The 14,939-nt window shown below is 72.5% G+C and carries 13 protein-coding genes; 11 read left to right on the top strand and 2 right to left on the bottom strand.

What is annotated here, in order from left to right; all coding sequences use genetic code 11:
• The first annotated feature begins 315 nt into the window (after positions 1–315).
• The 7 genes from DFJ68_RS07165 (at position 316) to DFJ68_RS07135 (ending at position 7,733) form a co-directional block, all read left to right on the top strand.
• Positions 316–1,257, top strand: coding sequence for a sugar phosphate isomerase/epimerase family protein (locus DFJ68_RS07165; protein WP_170165714.1), 942 nt, complete (start codon positions 316–318; stop codon positions 1,255–1,257).
• Entirely contained in the window at positions 1,257–3,326 is a 2,070-nt protein-coding gene (locus tag DFJ68_RS07160) for a PQQ-dependent sugar dehydrogenase (RefSeq protein WP_121032155.1), read from the top strand. Before DFJ68_RS07165 ends, DFJ68_RS07160 begins: the two co-directional genes overlap by 1 nt.
• A 139-nt stretch (positions 3,327–3,465) precedes the next feature.
• Complete coding sequence (locus tag DFJ68_RS07155; protein WP_121032154.1) at positions 3,466–4,722, top strand: ROK family protein; 1,257 nt, start codon at positions 3,466–3,468, stop codon at positions 4,720–4,722.
• 27 nt (positions 4,723–4,749) lie between these two features.
• Positions 4,750–5,178 (top strand): ArsR/SmtB family transcription factor, encoded by a 429-nt coding sequence (locus DFJ68_RS07150; protein WP_121035178.1) that lies wholly within the window; start codon positions 4,750–4,752, stop codon positions 5,176–5,178.
• Positions 5,175–5,978: a cation diffusion facilitator family transporter gene (locus DFJ68_RS07145; protein ID WP_121032153.1), complete on the top strand. Its 804-nt coding sequence runs from the start codon at positions 5,175–5,177 to the stop codon at positions 5,976–5,978. Before DFJ68_RS07150 ends, DFJ68_RS07145 begins: the two co-directional genes overlap by 4 nt.
• Positions 5,975–6,904, top strand: coding sequence for a cation diffusion facilitator family transporter (locus DFJ68_RS07140; RefSeq protein WP_121032152.1), 930 nt, complete (start codon positions 5,975–5,977; stop codon positions 6,902–6,904). The genes DFJ68_RS07145 and DFJ68_RS07140 overlap by 4 nt, the downstream gene beginning before the upstream one ends.
• Before the next feature lie 67 nt (positions 6,905–6,971).
• Positions 6,972–7,733 carry a vitamin K epoxide reductase family protein gene (locus tag DFJ68_RS07135; protein WP_121032151.1) on the top strand — a complete coding sequence of 254 codons (762 nt, stop codon included), beginning with the start codon at positions 6,972–6,974 and terminating at the stop codon, positions 7,731–7,733.
• A gap of 72 nt (positions 7,734–7,805) precedes the next feature.
• Here the strand turns inward: DFJ68_RS07135 and DFJ68_RS07130 are convergent, their stop codons facing one another.
• Positions 7,806–9,383 (bottom strand): helix-turn-helix domain-containing protein, encoded by a 1,578-nt coding sequence (locus DFJ68_RS07130; RefSeq protein ID WP_121032150.1) that lies wholly within the window; start codon positions 9,381–9,383, stop codon positions 7,806–7,808.
• A 120-nt stretch (positions 9,384–9,503) separates the two neighbouring features.
• Between DFJ68_RS07130 and aceA the strand changes: the two genes are divergently transcribed.
• From aceA to DFJ68_RS07110, 4 genes are all read left to right on the top strand, one after another.
• Positions 9,504–10,877, top strand: a complete 1,374-nt coding sequence (aceA, locus tag DFJ68_RS07125; protein ID WP_121032149.1) for an isocitrate lyase — start codon at positions 9,504–9,506, stop codon at positions 10,875–10,877.
• Complete coding sequence (locus tag DFJ68_RS07120; RefSeq protein WP_121032148.1) at positions 10,874–11,239, top strand: hypothetical protein; 366 nt, start codon at positions 10,874–10,876, stop codon at positions 11,237–11,239. Before aceA ends, DFJ68_RS07120 begins: the two co-directional genes overlap by 4 nt.
• A gap of 78 nt (positions 11,240–11,317) precedes the next feature.
• Positions 11,318–11,833: a mycothiol transferase gene (locus tag DFJ68_RS07115; protein ID WP_121032147.1), complete on the top strand. Its 516-nt coding sequence runs from the start codon at positions 11,318–11,320 to the stop codon at positions 11,831–11,833.
• Between the two features lie 25 nt (positions 11,834–11,858).
• Positions 11,859–13,019, top strand: coding sequence for a DUF2332 domain-containing protein (locus tag DFJ68_RS07110; protein WP_170165713.1), 1,161 nt, complete (start codon positions 11,859–11,861; stop codon positions 13,017–13,019).
• On the opposite strand, the gene DFJ68_RS07105 is transcribed toward DFJ68_RS07110, so the two are convergent.
• Positions 12,961–14,904 carry an alpha-amylase family protein gene (locus DFJ68_RS07105; RefSeq protein ID WP_121032145.1) on the bottom strand — a complete coding sequence of 648 codons (1,944 nt, stop codon included), beginning with the start codon at positions 14,902–14,904 and terminating at the stop codon, positions 12,961–12,963. The genes DFJ68_RS07110 and DFJ68_RS07105 overlap by 59 nt on opposite strands.
• Between the last annotated feature and the right edge of the window lie 35 nt (positions 14,905–14,939).

Below are 14,939 nucleotides of genomic sequence, written 5' to 3'. Positions count from 1 at the left end.
TCGGATGCCGTCCACGTCCCGGGGGCCCGCGTCGCCGTCCGGCGTCGGCGTCGCGCAGGGCCATGTCGTCCGTCTCCAGGAACTCGGTCGAGGGACCCAGCCAGCGGTCAGAAACCCTTCACCGTACCCAGACTTCGCCCAGCCCCACGTGACGAATTCGCTTGTGCCGCTTATATCCGATTCTTACTGTTCATCTTTTGATCCGTAAGGTCAAACTTTGGTCAGGAGGGTGGCGTAACCCTCCCGTAACCCCCTAGCGTCTAGGACACGTGTTCGTCTGAACAAGGACGTCAACGACATGGAGGGCACCATCGCATGAACGAGTCAGCCTTCAACCGCCGCAAGCTCCTCGGCGCCGCAGCCGTCGGCGCGGCGGCGATCGGCACCACGACGCTCGCGGGCACCACCGCAGCGGCCGCGGCCACGACGGCATCCGGCAGCTCTGGCCGGGTCCCCCGCAACAACATCAGCGTGCAGCTGTACACGCTGCGCAACATCCTCGGTCAGGAGCTCGAGGAGACGCTCACCGAGCTGTCCGAGATCGGCTACGGCAAGGTCGAGCACGCGGGCTTCGTCGGTCTGTCGGCCGCCGACTTCAAGAAGGCTCTCGACAACGCCGGTCTCCAGGCCACGTCGGGCCACGTCGGCATCCCGCAGCCGTTCGACGCGGAGACGTGGAAGCGCTCGCTCGAGGACGCCGCGATCATCGGCAACAAGTACATCGTGCACCCGTTCTTCGGCCTCGGCGCCGATGGCCCGGTGCGCAGCTCGGCGGTCTACCGGCAGCTGGCGCACGACCTCAACACGGCCGGCGAGATGGCGCGCAAGGCGGGGCTGCACCTCGGCTACCACAACCACCACCTCGAGTTCACCAAGCAGGACGGTGGCACCCGCACCGGGTTCGACGTCCTCATGAGCCAGACCGACCCGCGTTACGTGCACTTCGAGCTCGACCTCTACTGGGCCTGGCGCGGGACGGCCGACCCGGTCGACCTGTTCAACCGCCTGCGCGGGCGGGTCCGTCAGGTGCACGTCAAGGACGTCCAGATCGACACGAGCAGCTTCACCAACGCGCCGTTCGCCGACCCCGGCACCGGCCTCATCGACTTCGGTCGGATCTTCCAGCGCGCGAAGGAGGCCGGCCTCGTCGAGTACATCGTCGAACGTGACGACGCCGGTTCGCCGCCGCGCACCCCAGAGCAGGCGCTCGAGACCGCGCGCGTCGGCTACGACTACCTGAAGGGACTTCGCTTCTGATGCGACGCTCACTCTCAGCCGCGGCTGTCACCGCGCTGCTGGCCACCTCCGTCACGGTCGTCGGGACCTCGTCCCAGGCGGCGCCGGTGGCCGAGGTCCCGCCGGACTCGGCCTTCCAGAAGGTCACCCTCAACGACTACCCGGGCGAGCCCATCGCGCTGGCGGTCCTGCCCGACAACCGCGTGCTGCACACCGCCCGCGGCGGCGAGGTCCGCGTTCACGACCCGAAGACGGGTCGCAACGTGCTCGCGGCGAACATCCCCGTCTACCTCCACGACGAGGAGGGCGTCCAGGGCATCGCCGTCGACCCCAACTTCGCCTCGAACCGCTGGGTGTACGTCTACTACTCCCCCGTGCTCGACACGCCGACCGACGACCCGGAGACCCCGGTCAACGAGGGCGACGCCCCCGAGACGGGCACCGCGGCCGACTTCGCGCGCTACAAGGGCCACATGCAGCTGTCGCGCTTCAAGATGAAGGGCAACACGCTCGACCTCAACACCGAGCAGCAGATCATGCAGGTCCCCACCGACCGCGGCATCTGCTGCCACGTCGGCGGCAAGATCGACTTCGACGGCCAGGGCAACCTGTACCTGTCGACCGGTGACGACACCAACCCGTTCGCCTCCGACGGCTACATCCCGATCGACGAGCGCGCGGACCGCAACCCGGCCTACGACGCCCAGCGCACCGCGGCCAACACCAACGACCTGCGCGGCAAGCTGCTCCGCATCTCGGTCAAGGCCAACGGCACGTACTCCGTCCCGCCGGGCAACCTCTTCGCCAAGGGCACCCCGAAGACCAAGCCCGAGATCTACGCGATGGGCCTGCGCAACCCGTTCCGTTTCGACGTCGACAAGCGCACGGGCGTCGTCTACATGGCCGACTACTCCCCCGACGCCGGCACGGCCAACCCCGACCGCGGCCCCGCCGGCCACGGTCGCTGGATGGCCATCGACAAGCCCGCCAACTACGGCTGGCCCTACTGCGTGCAGCCCGACATCCCCTACATCGACTACGACTTCGCCACCGGCGAGTCCGGTGAGGCCTTCGACTGCCAGCAGCCGGTGAACGACTCGCCGAACAACACCGGTCTGCGCTTCCTGCCGACCGTCGAGCGCTCCGAGCTCGCCTACGCGGGTGCGCCGAACGCGCAGTGGCCCGAGCTCGGTCGCGGTGGCATCGCCCCCATGGCCGGACCGGCGTACTACTTCGACCGTCGCAACACCTCGAAGACCAAGTGGCCGGCCAGCCTCCAGGGCAAGCCCTTCTTCTACGAGTGGTCGCGTGACTACATCAAGTCGTTCACGCTGAACAACAAGGACCAGATCACGGCGATCGACGACGTGCTGCCCTCGTTCATCATCGACAACCCGATGGACATGGAGTTCGGCCCCGACGGTTCGCTCTACGTGCTCGAGTACGGCGACGGCTACTTCTCGCAGAACCCCGAGGCCCAGCTGTCGCGCATCGACTACGCGCCGAAGAACAAGACGCCCATCGTCAAGGTCAACGCCGAGGAGACCGTCGGCAGCGCCCCGCTCACCGTGAACTTCACGAGCGCCGGCACGTACGACCCCGACGGTGACGCCCTCACCTACGCGTGGGACTTCGACGCCGACGGCAAGGTCGACTCGCGCAAGCAGTACCCGGCCTACACCTACCGCGAGAACGGCGACTACCGCGCCACCCTCAAGGTGACCGACTCGACGGGTCGCTCGGCCTCGGCGGAGTACCTCATCCACGTCGGCCCGGTGGCCCCGACGATCTCGTTCGTCTCCCCCACCGACGGTCAGGACTTCTCGTTCGGTGACACGGTGAGCTACGAGGTCGCCATCGAGGACGACCAGCCGGTCAACTGCGCGAACGTCACCGTGACCTACATCCTCGGTCACGACCAGCACGGTCACCCGCTGTCGACGACGAGCGGTTGCACGGGCTCGATCCGCACCTTCCTGGATGCCGGTCACGCCGGTGCCGACAACCTGAACGCCGTGTTCGTGGCCGAGTACACCGACGCGGACGGCCAGACGGCCACCGCGCAGGTCGTGCTCGACCCGCAGAACTGACGCTCGGGTCGTCGATGGGGCGATAGTCCCGCGCACCATCTGAAACATCTCGAATCACCCTGCAGCACCTGGGAGGCCGGGCCGGCGACGGCCCGGCCTCTCGGCGTGCGCGTGCTTTACTACGCGCGTGCCAACCCCGATGCGCGGCGCGTCCGCGTCCTTCTCACCGCAGGGCCCGGGCGGCCTCATGCAGATGTTCCTCGACGGTCGGCCGCGCACCCGCAGCGAGGTCGTGCAGCTGACCGGCCTGGCCCGGTCGACGGTGGGCCAGCGCGTGGAGGCCCTGCAGTCCATCGGTCTGCTGGAACCGATCGGGGAGGCCGCCTCCACCGGAGGGCGCCCGTCGGCCCGGTTCGCGTTCAACCCCCAGGCGCGGGTCGTCGTCGGCGCCGACATCGGCGCCACCCACGGCCACGTCGCTCTCACCGACCTCCTCGGCCGACCCCTCTGCGAGATCGCCGAACCCATCACCATCACCGACGGACCCGCCCCCGTCCTGGACTGGCTCGCCACCACCACCGAACGCCTCCTGACCCAGTCCGGCCGCGACCGCACCGACCTCGTCGGCATCGGCATCGGCCTGCCCGGCCCCGTCGAACACTCCACCGGCCGCCCCATGCAACCCCCGATCATGCCCGGCTGGGACCGCTACGACGTCCCCCACCACCTCGCCACCGCCCTCCACCTCGACACCGGCTCCCCCTCCGACGGCTCCCCCGGCTCACCCGGGTCGGCCACCGGGCCCGTGCCCGTCCTCGTCGACAACGACGTCAACATCATGGCCCTGGGCGAACACGCCGCCGCCCACCCCCACGTCCAACACCTGCTCTTCGTCAAGGTTGCCACCGGCATCGGCGCCGGCATCATCTCCGGCGGCCGCCTCCACCGCGGCGCCGTCGGCGCCGCCGGCGACCTCGGCCACGTCGCCGCCCCCGGCCACGCCCAGGTCCTGTGCCGCTGCGGCAACACCGGCTGCCTCGAAGCCGTCGCCGGCGGACCCGCCATCACCACCAGCCTCCACGCCCACGGCATCACCGCCACCAGCAACCAGGACATCGTCCAGCTCGTCCGATCCGGCTCCATCCCCACCGCCCACGCCGTCCGACAAGCCGGACGCACCATCGGCGAGGTCCTGGCCACCTGCGTCTCCCTGCTCAACCCCTCCGTCATCGTCATCGGCGGCTCCCTCGCCGGCGCCGGAGAGTCCCTCATCGCCGGCGTCCGCGAAGTCGTCTACGGCCGCTCCCTACCCCTGGCCACCAGCGACCTGCAGATCGTCCCCGCCACCACCGGCCGCCAAGCCGGCGTCATCGGCGCCGCCACCATGGTCACCCAACACGTCCTCACCGCCGACCGCATCGACCACGCCATCGCCACCCGCGGCGCCATCGCCTGACCAGCGCGGTAGCATCGCCGGGTGACGATGCCACAGACGCTGGACGATGTCGCCCGCACCGACGTCCCCGTCGAACCCGAGCCGACCACGCAACCGGCCGGGGCTGCCGAGGCGGCGGCCCGTGAGGCGGCCGCCTGCCTCTTCCACGGCTTCGGCGACCGGTCTCGCCTCGCCATCGTGCAGCACCTCGTCATCGGCGAGCACCGGGTCGTCGACCTCACCGCCCACCTCGGTCTCGCGCAGTCGACCGTGAGCAAGCACCTCGCCTGCCTGCTCGACTGCGGCATCGTCACGGTGCGGGCGCAGGGCCGGGCGTCGGTGTTCGCCCTCGCCCACCCCGCCGCGACGCTCGAGCTGCTGTCCGCGGCCGAACGTCTGCTCGGTCTCACCGGCGACGCCGTCGTGCTCTGCCCGCGCTACGGGTCCACGACCATGGACGAAGGGGTCGCGTCGTGAGTGCCGCCCCGGCCGGCCCCGCCGCCCCTGCCGCCCCCGACGTCCGACCCGCTCCCACCCGACGCGGCGTCCTGGCTCGCAGGGCCCAGCTCATCGCCGGCGCCGCCGTCGTCTACAACGTCGTCGAGGCCGTCGTGGCGATCTCGGCCGGGGCCGCCTCCTCCTCCGTCGCCCTGGTCGCCTTCGGGCTCGACTCGGTGGTCGAGGTGAGCAGCGGGCTCGTCATCCTCTGGCAGTTCCGCCACCCCCTCCCGCAGACCCGTGAGCGTCGGGCGCTGCGACTCATCGGGGTCTCGTTCCTCGCCCTCGCCGCCTACGTGACGGTCGAGTCGGTACGACAGCTCACCGGCGCAGAGGATGCCGCCGGGTCGGGTGTCGGTGTCGCCCTCGCCGCCGTGTCGCTGGCCGTCATGCCGTTCCTGTCGTGGGCGCAACGCCGCACCGGGCGCGAGCTCGGCTCGGGCAGCGTCGTGGCCGACTCCACGCAGACCCTGCTGTGCACCTACCTGTCAGCCGTCGTCCTCGTCGGTCTGGCCCTCAACGCCGTCCTCGGGTGGGGCTGGGCGGACCCGCTGGCCGGTCTCGTCGTGGCCGCCGTCGCCCTGCGTGAAGGTCTCGCCGCCTGGCGCGGCGACGCCTGCTGCGACGCACCCACCGCCACAGGGTCTCCGACCCTGGGCGTCGACGCCGGCGACCCGGCCGCGTGCTGTGACGACGGGTGCTGCGCGAGCACCGACCTCACGCCCACCCGTCGAGAGGCCACCTCCCGACAGGGACGGTCCGGGGGCGGGAAGCCGTGAGCGACCCGCACGGCCACTCGCACGGCCACTCCCATGCCACCGGGCTCGCCGACCACCGCGGCCGCCTGGCCGTCGTGCTCGGCATCACCGCGGTCGTCCTCGTCGTCGAGGTGGTCGGGGCGCTCGTGTCCGGCAGCCTCGCCCTGCTCGCCGACGCCGGCCACATGCTCACCGACGTCGCGGGCCTCAGCCTCGCGCTCGTGGCAGCCGTCCTCGCGCAGCGACCGGCCACGGCATCCCGCACGTGGGGCTACCACCGCGCCGAGGTACTCGGTGCCGCTGCACAGGCCGCGGTGCTGCTCGCGGTGGGCGTCTTCATCCTCGTCGAGGGGGTGCGACGACTGTTCGACCCGCCCGAGGTCACGCCTGGCGTCATCGTGCTCTTCGGTGCGATCGGCCTGCTCGGCAACGTCGTCGGGCTGCTCGTGCTCGCGGGCGGGCGCTCGGCCAACCTCAACATGCGGGCCGCGTTCCTCGAGGTCGTCAACGACGCCCTCGGCTCCGTGGCGGTGCTCGTGTCGGCGGCCGTCATCGCCCTCACCGGCTGGCTGCGGGCCGACGCCCTCGCCTCGCTCGTCATCGGGGTGCTCATCGTGCCGCGCACGCTGCGGCTGCTGAGGGAGACGGTCGACGTCCTGCTCGAGTCGACGCCCAAGGGCCTCGACCTCGACCGGGTGCGGGAGCGCATCCTGCGGCTGCCGCACGTGCACGACGTCCACGACCTGCACGCCAGCCAGGTCGCGACCGGCCTGCCCGTGCTCACCGCCCACGTCGTCGTCGACGACAGCTGCTTCCACGACGGACACCTCGGCGCCATGCTCGACGAGCTGCAGGGCTGCATCGACTCCGACTTCAACGTCGAGCACTCGACCATCCAGTTCGAGTCGGCCGGCCACGCGGCGCACGAGAACCCGTCCCACGCCTGACGGCCGGAACCGCCCGGCCGCACGACTCGTTTCCCGGCTGAACGCCGCCGACCCGGAGAGCCCCACCATGACCCGTCCCGCCACCACCAGCGGCACCACCAGCGGCACCACCAGCGGCGCCGCCGCCGGCTCGGTGACCGCCGACCGTGAGCACGCGCTCACCGGACCCGTCGGACTCAGCGAACCCGGCGAGCTGCACGAGCCCGACGAGCCCGACGAGCAGATCGCAGGGCGTGCGACGGGGGGCATCGGCGCCGGCGCCGGCTTCGGGTGGCTGCTCGTCGTCACCGGTGCGGTCGGCCTGCTCGCCGCCGCCACCCTGCTCGTGGAGAAGATCCTCCTGCTGCAGGACCCCACCTACGTGCCGAGCTGCAGCCTCAACGCCGTCATCAGCTGCGGCTCGATCATGAACACCGCCCAGGCGGAGGTGTTCGGGTTCCCCAACCCGATCATGGGGGTGGCCGGGTTCGCGGTCGTGCTCACCGTCGGGGCGGCGCTGCTGGCGGGCGCCCGGTTCCGGCGGTGGTTCTGGTGGGGCCTGCAGCTGGGGGTGACGTTCGGGATCGTCTTCGTGCACTGGCTCGTCGTGCAGAGCCTCTACCGCATCAACGCCCTGTGCCCGTACTGCATGGTCGTCTGGGTCGTCACCATCACCCTCTTCGTCGCCGTCACGGCGGGCAACGTGCGCCGGGGCGTGCTACCCGGGGGCCGGGCCGCACGCGAGGTGGCCGACTTCGCCCCCACCATCGCCGTCGGCTGGGTCCTCGTCGTCGCCGCCCTGGTCGTGACCCGGTTCTGGGACTACTTCAGCACCCTCCTGCCCGGCTGAGCCGGCCGCCCGTGGCGGACCCCGGAGCGCACGGCCACCACCCGGCATCCGTTGGATGCCGCGTGGCGACGGTCACGGCGTCGCCGTCGGTGCCCCGTGGGCTGCCGGGGCCGCGGGGGCTGCCGGGGCCGCGGGGGCCGTGTGGGACTCGAGGAAGCGCATGACATCGGTCTCGTCGACGCCGGGGAAGACGCCGAGCGGCATGGCGGCAAGCAGGTGTGACTGCACCCGAGCACTCGGGCGCGCCGCACTCCCCCAGCGCTCGACGAGGTCGGCGGGCGGGCGCGAGCAGCAGTCGGGGTCGGGGCACCGCGACGCCGACCGGTGCGGGGTCTCACGGCCCCGCATCCACTTGACGGAGGCGAAGGGGACCCCGACCGACACCGAGAAGGTGCCCGACGCGGTCTGGTCGACGACGGCCGTGCACCAGTACGTGCCCGAGCCGGTGTCCGTGTACTGCTGGTAGGCCGACGAGAGGTCGGGCTGGTCGAAGACCGCGCGGGCGGTCCAGTAGCGGCAGACCCGCCGGCCCTCGACCGCCCCGGTGGCGTCGGACGGGAAGCGGACGCCGTCGTTCTCGTAGGCCTTGAGCACGATGCCCGACGACGAGACGCGCATGAAGTGCACGGGGAGGTCGAGGTGGCGCGTGGCGAGGTTGGTGAAGCGGTGGGCGGCCATCTCGTAGCTGACGGCGTAGGCGTCGCGGAGGTCCTCGATGGCGATGTCCTTGGCCGCCTTGGCCCGGTGCAGCGCGGCGACGGCCGCCTGCTCCGGCACGAGCAGCGCGGCGGCGAAGCAGTTGACCTCGACGCGCTGGCCGAGGAAGTCGGCGTAGTCGACCGGGGGCTCGTGCCCGAGCACGATGTGGCCGAGGGCCTGCAGGGCCAGCGACCGCGAGTCGTTCTGCCCCACGCCGGGCTGCGGGAGGTAGACCCGGCGCCCGTGGAGGTCGGTGACCGTGCGGGTCGACTCCGGGAGGTCGGCGGTGTGCACGAGGGCGAACCCGAGGTGGGCGGCCATCGTGTCGACCATGGCCCGGGTGACCGGGCCGGCCGTGTACCCCGTAGACCGCAGCAGACCGGCGGCGGCCGCCTCGATGTCGGGGAAGTAGTTGTCCTGCTCGCGCATGCGCCGACGCAGCTCGGCGTTGGCGCGCCGGGCCTCCTCGGGGGTGGCCGACCGGGCCGCGTCGACCTCGGCCAGCGACCGGTGCAGCCCGACGAGCGCCTCGAGCGCGTCGAGCGGCAGGCGCCCGAGCCGGCGGACGGACGGGACGCGGCGACCCTGGGCCGCGGCGAGGGTCTGGGCACGTTCGAGCTCGATCTCGAGCGACGCCCGCCGGGTGGGGGCCGCCGCGGTGAGCAGGTCGGTCAGGCCGACCCCGAGGGAACCGGCCAGGGCGACGAGGACGCCGAGGCGGGCCTCCCGCTTGCCCGTCTCGATGAGCGACAGGGCGGAGGGTGAGATCCCCGCGGCCGCGGCGACGTCGGCGAGGGTGCGCCCGGCCCGACGACGGTGGTGGCGCAGCTGACGACCGACCACGAGGCGGTCGCCCACGGGGGTGGGGTCCGGGCCGGGTGCGGCGCCCGTCGCCTCTCGGGCCGGTCGTGCGCTCGAGCCGGCCGCCGCTGCGGGCGTCAAGTTCTGCATGTTGTGACGCTAGCGCTCAATCCACGGTCCTCGACGGCCCGGGCCTCGTGAACTTCGGCACTTCTTCCCGGACAGTGGTGCCACCAGGTCGTCCACGACCCAGCACACGAGGAGTGAACCATGAGCACGACGCTGCACCCCGGCATCCGCCCCGTCACCACGCCCCCGCGCCGAGGCCCGTCCGCCCCCGGCGGTATCGCCGGCACGACCGCCGCCGTGGGGGTGCGGCCCGCGGACGCCGCCGAGCTGGTCCGCTCGTGGGCCGGTGACGAGCGGTGGTCGGGCATCGAGCGCACGTACACGGCGGAGGACGTCGTGCGGCTGCGCGGCAGCGTCACCGAGGAGCACACGCTGGCGCGCCGTGGTGCGACGCGCCTGTGGAACCAGCTGCGCACCGAGCCGTACACCCGCGCCCTCGGCGCCCTCACCGGAAACCAGGCCGTCCAGATGGTCCGGGCCGGCCTGCAGGCCGTCTACCTCTCCGGCTGGCAGGTGGCGGCCGACGCCAACCTCAGCGGCCAGACCTACCCCGACCAGAGCCTGTACCCGGCCAACTCGGTGCCGAACGTCGTGCGCCGCATCAACAACGCGCTGCTGCGCGCCGACCAGATCGAGTGCAGCACGGGCGGGGCCGGCATCGACTGGCTCGCGCCGGTCGTCGCCGACGCGGAGGCCGGGTTCGGCGGCCCCCTCAACGCGTTCGAGCTGATGAAGCAGATGATCGCCGCGGGTGCGGCAGGGGTGCACTGGGAGGACCAGCTCGCCTCGGAGAAGAAGTGCGGCCACCTCGGCGGTAAGGTCCTCGTCCCGACCTCGCAGCACGTCCGCACCCTCAATGCCGCCCGCCTCGCGGCCGACGTGGAGAACGTGCCGACCCTCGTCATCGCCCGCACCGACGCCCTCGCGGCCGACCTGCTGACGAGTGACGTCGACCCGGTCGACGAGCCGTTCCTCACCGGGGAGCGCACGGCCGAGGGCTTCCACCGGGTGCGCAGCGGCATCGAGCCGGTGCTCGCCCGGGCGCGGGCCTACGCCCCCTACGCCGACCTCATCTGGGTCGAGACCGGAACCCCCGACCTGGGCCTGGCCCGCGAGTTCGCGACCGAGCTGCACCGCGACTTCCCGGGCAAGATGCTGGCCTACAACTGCTCGCCGTCGTTCAACTGGAAGGCCGCCCTCGACGACACGGAGATCGCCCGCTTCCAGGACGAGCTGGGTGACCTCGGCTACCGCTTCCAGTTCATCACCCTGGCCGGGTTCCACGCCCTCAACCACTCGATGTTCACCCTCGCCCGCGGCTACGCCACCGAGGGCATGAGCGCCTACGTCGAGCTGCAGGAGGCCGAGTTCGCTGACGCCGCAGCGGGATACACCGCGGTCAAGCACCAGGCGGAGGTGGGCACCGGCTACTTCGACGCGGTGGCCACCGCGCTCAACCCGCGGTCGGGCACCCTCGCGATGGCGGGGTCGACCGAGTCGGAGCAGTTCTCGTGAACCCCCTGACGGATGCCGGGTCGCTCACTCCCGGCGCCGACGTCGTCGCGGCCCCGGCGGGCACGGGACTGCGCCCGTCCGGCCCCACGCTGCTGCTCTGGGAAGTGCTGCCCGGCGAGCCCTACCTCTCGCTCGACGTGTCGAGGCTCACCCCTGGTTCGCTGCTCGACCTGGGGCGTCTCGGCGGGGCGCACCTGATGACCGCACTGCACCTGCACGGCGGCGCGGGCTGCGAGGCGGTGACGCTGCTCGAGTCGACATCACCCGGGGCGGCCAGCATCGAGCTGCGGGCCCCCGGTCTGCTCGACCTCTACCGGGTCGGGTGGGCCCGCCGCGCCGGCGCGCTCATCGTGCACGCCTGACCCGCCCTCCCCGCCCTCCCCGCCGACCGGCATCCTGCCCCCGTCCGTCCTCTCGACGGGCGGGGGCAGGATGGCGTCATGCCGTGGACCGCCCCGACCGTCACCCGCCCGAGCGGCTCCCTCGTCGCCGACGAACGCACGATGCTGCGCGAGCTGCTGCAGTGGCACCGGGAGACGTTGCTGCACAAGTGCGCCGGGCTGACCGGCGAGCAGCTGGCGACGCGCAGCGTGCCGCCGTCGGGGCTGAGCCTGCTCGGCCTGCTGCGGCACCTGCGCAAGGTCGAGCGCATCTGGCTGCGCACCCGGGTGGCGGGTGAGGCCGTGGAGCCGCTGCACGGCTTCGGCACCGGCCGCGAGGACGACTTCGACGAGCTCGACCCGACCCGGGCGCAGGCGGAGTACGAGGCCCTCCTCGAGGAGTGGAGGCTGGCCGACGCCGCCGTCGAGGGACTGGGGCTCGACGAGACCTTCGAGGGCCCGCACGGGCCGTTCTCGCTGCGGTTCGTGCACCTGCACCTCATCGGCGAGTACGCCCGGCACAACGGTCACGCCGACCTCGTGCGCGAACGGGTCGACGGCGTGACGGGCGGCTGACGTGGGCCGGTCAGGGTCGGGGACGGTGGCCGAGGTGCAGGAGCACTTCGGCCGGTTCGCCGCCGGGCATGGGCACCTCGGGCTGTACGCGCGCATCAGCCGCGGCGTCGCCGGCGATGCGCAGTGCGCCGAGCTGCTGCTGCACGCACGCCCCGGCCAGGCCCGGCCGGTGCTGTGGCTGGCGGCGCTGCACGACCTCGTGCTGCGCCGCCCCGACGTCGCGGCCGCGCGCTGGTACCCGAGCGTCGTCGGCGCCGACGCGGTGCCCGTGGGCGACCCGTGGCCCGACGTGCGCGACACGGTGCTCGCCCACGCCGACGAGCTGCGCGAGGCCATCGCCACCCGGACGACGCAGACGAACGAGGTCGGGCGCAGCGTCTACGTGACGGCCGGGCTGGCCCGCGCCGCGGCCGACCTGCCCGGGCGGCCCGTCGTGCTCGTCGAGCTCGGGGCCAGTGCGGGCCTGCTGCTCGCGGTCGACCGGTACCGCACCGAGCTGCTCGTCGAGGGCGAGCAGCCGGTCGTGCTGGGCGACCCCGACTCCACGGTCGTGTCCCGGGGCCGGCTCGTGGGCCGCGGGAGGCTCGGGTCGCCGTCGACGCATCCGCTGCCATCGGTGGTCGGGCGGAGCGGGCTCGACCTCGACCCGGTCGACCTCGACGACGACGACCGGCGCCGCTGGCTCGAGGCCTGCCTGTGGCCGGACGTGCCCGGTCGGGTCGAGCGGTTCCGCGCCGCGGCCGAGATCGTGCGCGCCCACCCGTCACCGCTGCTGCGAGGGGACCTCGTCGACGACGTCCATCGTGCCGTCGACCTGGCTGCCGGGCGAGCGGTCGCGGATGCCGGTGGGCGACCTCACGTCGTCGTGCTCACCTCCTGGGCCCTGACCTACGTCGACAACGGGCGGAGGGTCGAGCTGGCCCGCCGGTTCGCCGTACTGGCCCGCGAGCTGGGCGAGGTCACCTGGCTCAGCGCCGAACCGCCGGGGTGCGTGCCCGGACTGCCGTCCCCGAACCGGTCCGAGGCGCAGGCCGAGACGGTGCTGGCGGTCCGGCGGTGGCGTGCGGGCCGGGAGTGGGAGCCAGCGCTGCTCGGGACCGCCCACCCGCACGGCGAGTGGGTGTCGCTCAGACGTGCGGCACCTCCGCCGGCGCCTCCACCACCCACCACGCCGCGTACGGGCTGAGGGCGACCTGGCCGTCGTCTCCCCCGTGGACGTCGCGGCGCTCGATCGCGTTGTGCGGGTGGGTGATCCCGGCATCCGTGAAGTGGTGTGACGAGAACGACCGCCACCCGTCGCTGAGGTTGTAGACGCACACCATGGGCCCGCTCGGGTGCGCGCGACGGACGGCCAGCACCCCGGTGTCGGTGTCCGCCAGCACGGTCGTGTCGGCGGCGGCGTGCAGCTGCGGTAGCGAGGCCCGCGCCCTGGCCAGGTGGGCCAGACCGGCGAAGACCTTCCCTGCCGGCGTGCGCAGGTCGTGTCGATGGGCGGCGAGGTCCCAGTCGAGACGGGGTCGGTGCGCCCACCGGTTGTCGTCCTCGTGGCCCGGCTCGTCGGCCCAGCGGGGGTCGTTCGGCATGGCCAGCTCGTCGCCGCTCCACACGACCGGGATACCGCCCCAGCCGAGCACGACGGCGTTGGCCAGGAACATCCGGGCCAGGGCCTGGTCGTGGGCGGGGGTGCCGGGCGTGCTGGTCGACAGGCCGAGCAGGGAGGCCGCGGTGCCGCTGATGCGCTTGTCGCCCGACACCGGGTTCGCCTGGAACACGAGGCCGTCGGCCCACGAGCCGGGGAACTCGCCCGCGTACCAGTCGGACAGGAAGCGGCGGTGGGCGAAACCCTCGAGCCCGACGGCGTGGGCGTCACCGTCGTCGATGGCCCAGCCGATGTCGTCGTGGCAGCGCAGGTAGCAGATCCACGTGCCGGACGGCGGGGTCGCGGGCAGGGCGGCGAGCGCCTGTCGGGCCAGGGTCGTCTCCCCCGTGGCGAGCATCGACCACACCTGCACCATGAGGCTGTTGTGGTAAGCGAGGTCGCTCACCCGGCCGGCGTGCTCCCCCTGGCCGAGGTACTGCACGAGGTCGCGCGGTCCGACGATGGCCTCGGCCTTGAAGACGGTGGCGGGGCAGGCGATACGGGCGACGGTGCGCAGGGCCTGGGTCAGGGCGTGCACCTCCGGCTGGTTCTGGCAGTTCGTGCCGAGCCGCTTCCACGTGAACGCGATCGCGTCGAGGCGAAGCACCTCGACGCCGAGGTTGGCCAGGAACAGGACGATCTCGGCGTACTCGACGAGCACCTCGGGGTTCGACCAGTCGAGGTCCCACTGCCACTCGTTGAAGGTCGTCCAGACCCAGCCCTCGGCCTCCTCGTCCCACGTGAAGTTGCCGGGCGCGAAGTCGGGGAAGACCTCGGGGAGCGTGCGCTCGTAGGCGTCGGGGGCGGTGCGGTCCGGGTAGACGTGGAAGTAGTCGCGGTAGCGCTGCTCGCCCGCCCGGGCGCGGGCCGCCCACTCGTGCTCGCGGGCGACGTGGTTGAGGACGAGGTCGAGCACGAGGGAGATGCCGCGACCGCGCAGGGTCCGGGTCAGCTCGCGCAGGTCGTCGACGTCGCCGAGGTCCTCCCGGACGGTGCGGTAGTCGGCCACCGCGTAGCCGCCGTCGTTGTCGCCGTCGCGCGGGCGCAGCAGCGGCATGAGGTGCAGGTAGGTGACGCCGAGGTCGTCGAGCAGGTCGAGCCGGTCGGGCAGCGCGGCCAGGGTGCCGGCGAACCGCTCGGTGTAGCAGGCGTATCCGAGCATGTCGGGCTGCTGCAACCAGTCCGGCTGCAGCAGCCGCCGCTGGTCGAGCCGTCGCAGGTCGGGCTCGCGCTCGGCGTGGGCGGCGAGGGCCGAGCCCACGAGGCGGGTCGCGAGCGCCTCGACGTCACGCTCGGGGTAGAGCGTCGTGAGGGCGGCGAGCAGGTCGGGCAGCCACCGTTCCACGCGCAGCTCGAGCGTCTCGCGGTCGGCCGAGGGCAGCTCGGCCAGCAGGGCATGGACGGACTCCGGCGTCCGGGAGCGATGAGCCATGGCCCAGATCTAACCGCACCGGGGGCGGCGCCGGC

Source organism: Terracoccus luteus (assembly GCF_003635045.1).
Classification (GTDB): domain Bacteria; phylum Actinomycetota; class Actinomycetes; order Actinomycetales; family Dermatophilaceae; genus Terracoccus; species Terracoccus luteus.
The sequence above is the reverse complement of the archived record's forward strand: the minus strand, read 5'-3'. Positions and strand labels throughout refer to the sequence as shown.

Bases quoted from the DNA above. Each gene is read 5' to 3' on its own strand.
- DFJ68_RS07165 (WP_170165714.1), top strand. From the start codon at position 316: ATGAACGAGTCAGCCTTCAACCGCCGCAAGCTCCTCGGCGCCGCAGCC.
- DFJ68_RS07160 (WP_121032155.1), top strand. From the start codon at position 1,257: ATGCGACGCTCACTCTCAGCCGCGGCTGTCACCGCGCTGCTGGCCACC.
- DFJ68_RS07155 (WP_121032154.1), top strand. From the start codon at position 3,466: ATGCGCGGCGCGTCCGCGTCCTTCTCACCGCAGGGCCCGGGCGGCCTC.
- DFJ68_RS07150 (WP_121035178.1), top strand. From the start codon at position 4,750: ATGCCACAGACGCTGGACGATGTCGCCCGCACCGACGTCCCCGTCGAA.
- DFJ68_RS07135 (WP_121032151.1), top strand. From the start codon at position 6,972: ATGACCCGTCCCGCCACCACCAGCGGCACCACCAGCGGCACCACCAGC.
- DFJ68_RS07130 (WP_121032150.1), bottom strand. From the start codon at position 9,383: ATGCAGAACTTGACGCCCGCAGCGGCGGCCGGCTCGAGCGCACGACCG.
- aceA (WP_121032149.1), top strand. From the start codon at position 9,504: ATGAGCACGACGCTGCACCCCGGCATCCGCCCCGTCACCACGCCCCCG.
- DFJ68_RS07115 (WP_121032147.1), top strand. From the start codon at position 11,318: ATGCCGTGGACCGCCCCGACCGTCACCCGCCCGAGCGGCTCCCTCGTC.
- DFJ68_RS07105 (WP_121032145.1), bottom strand. From the start codon at position 14,904: ATGGCTCATCGCTCCCGGACGCCGGAGTCCGTCCATGCCCTGCTGGCC.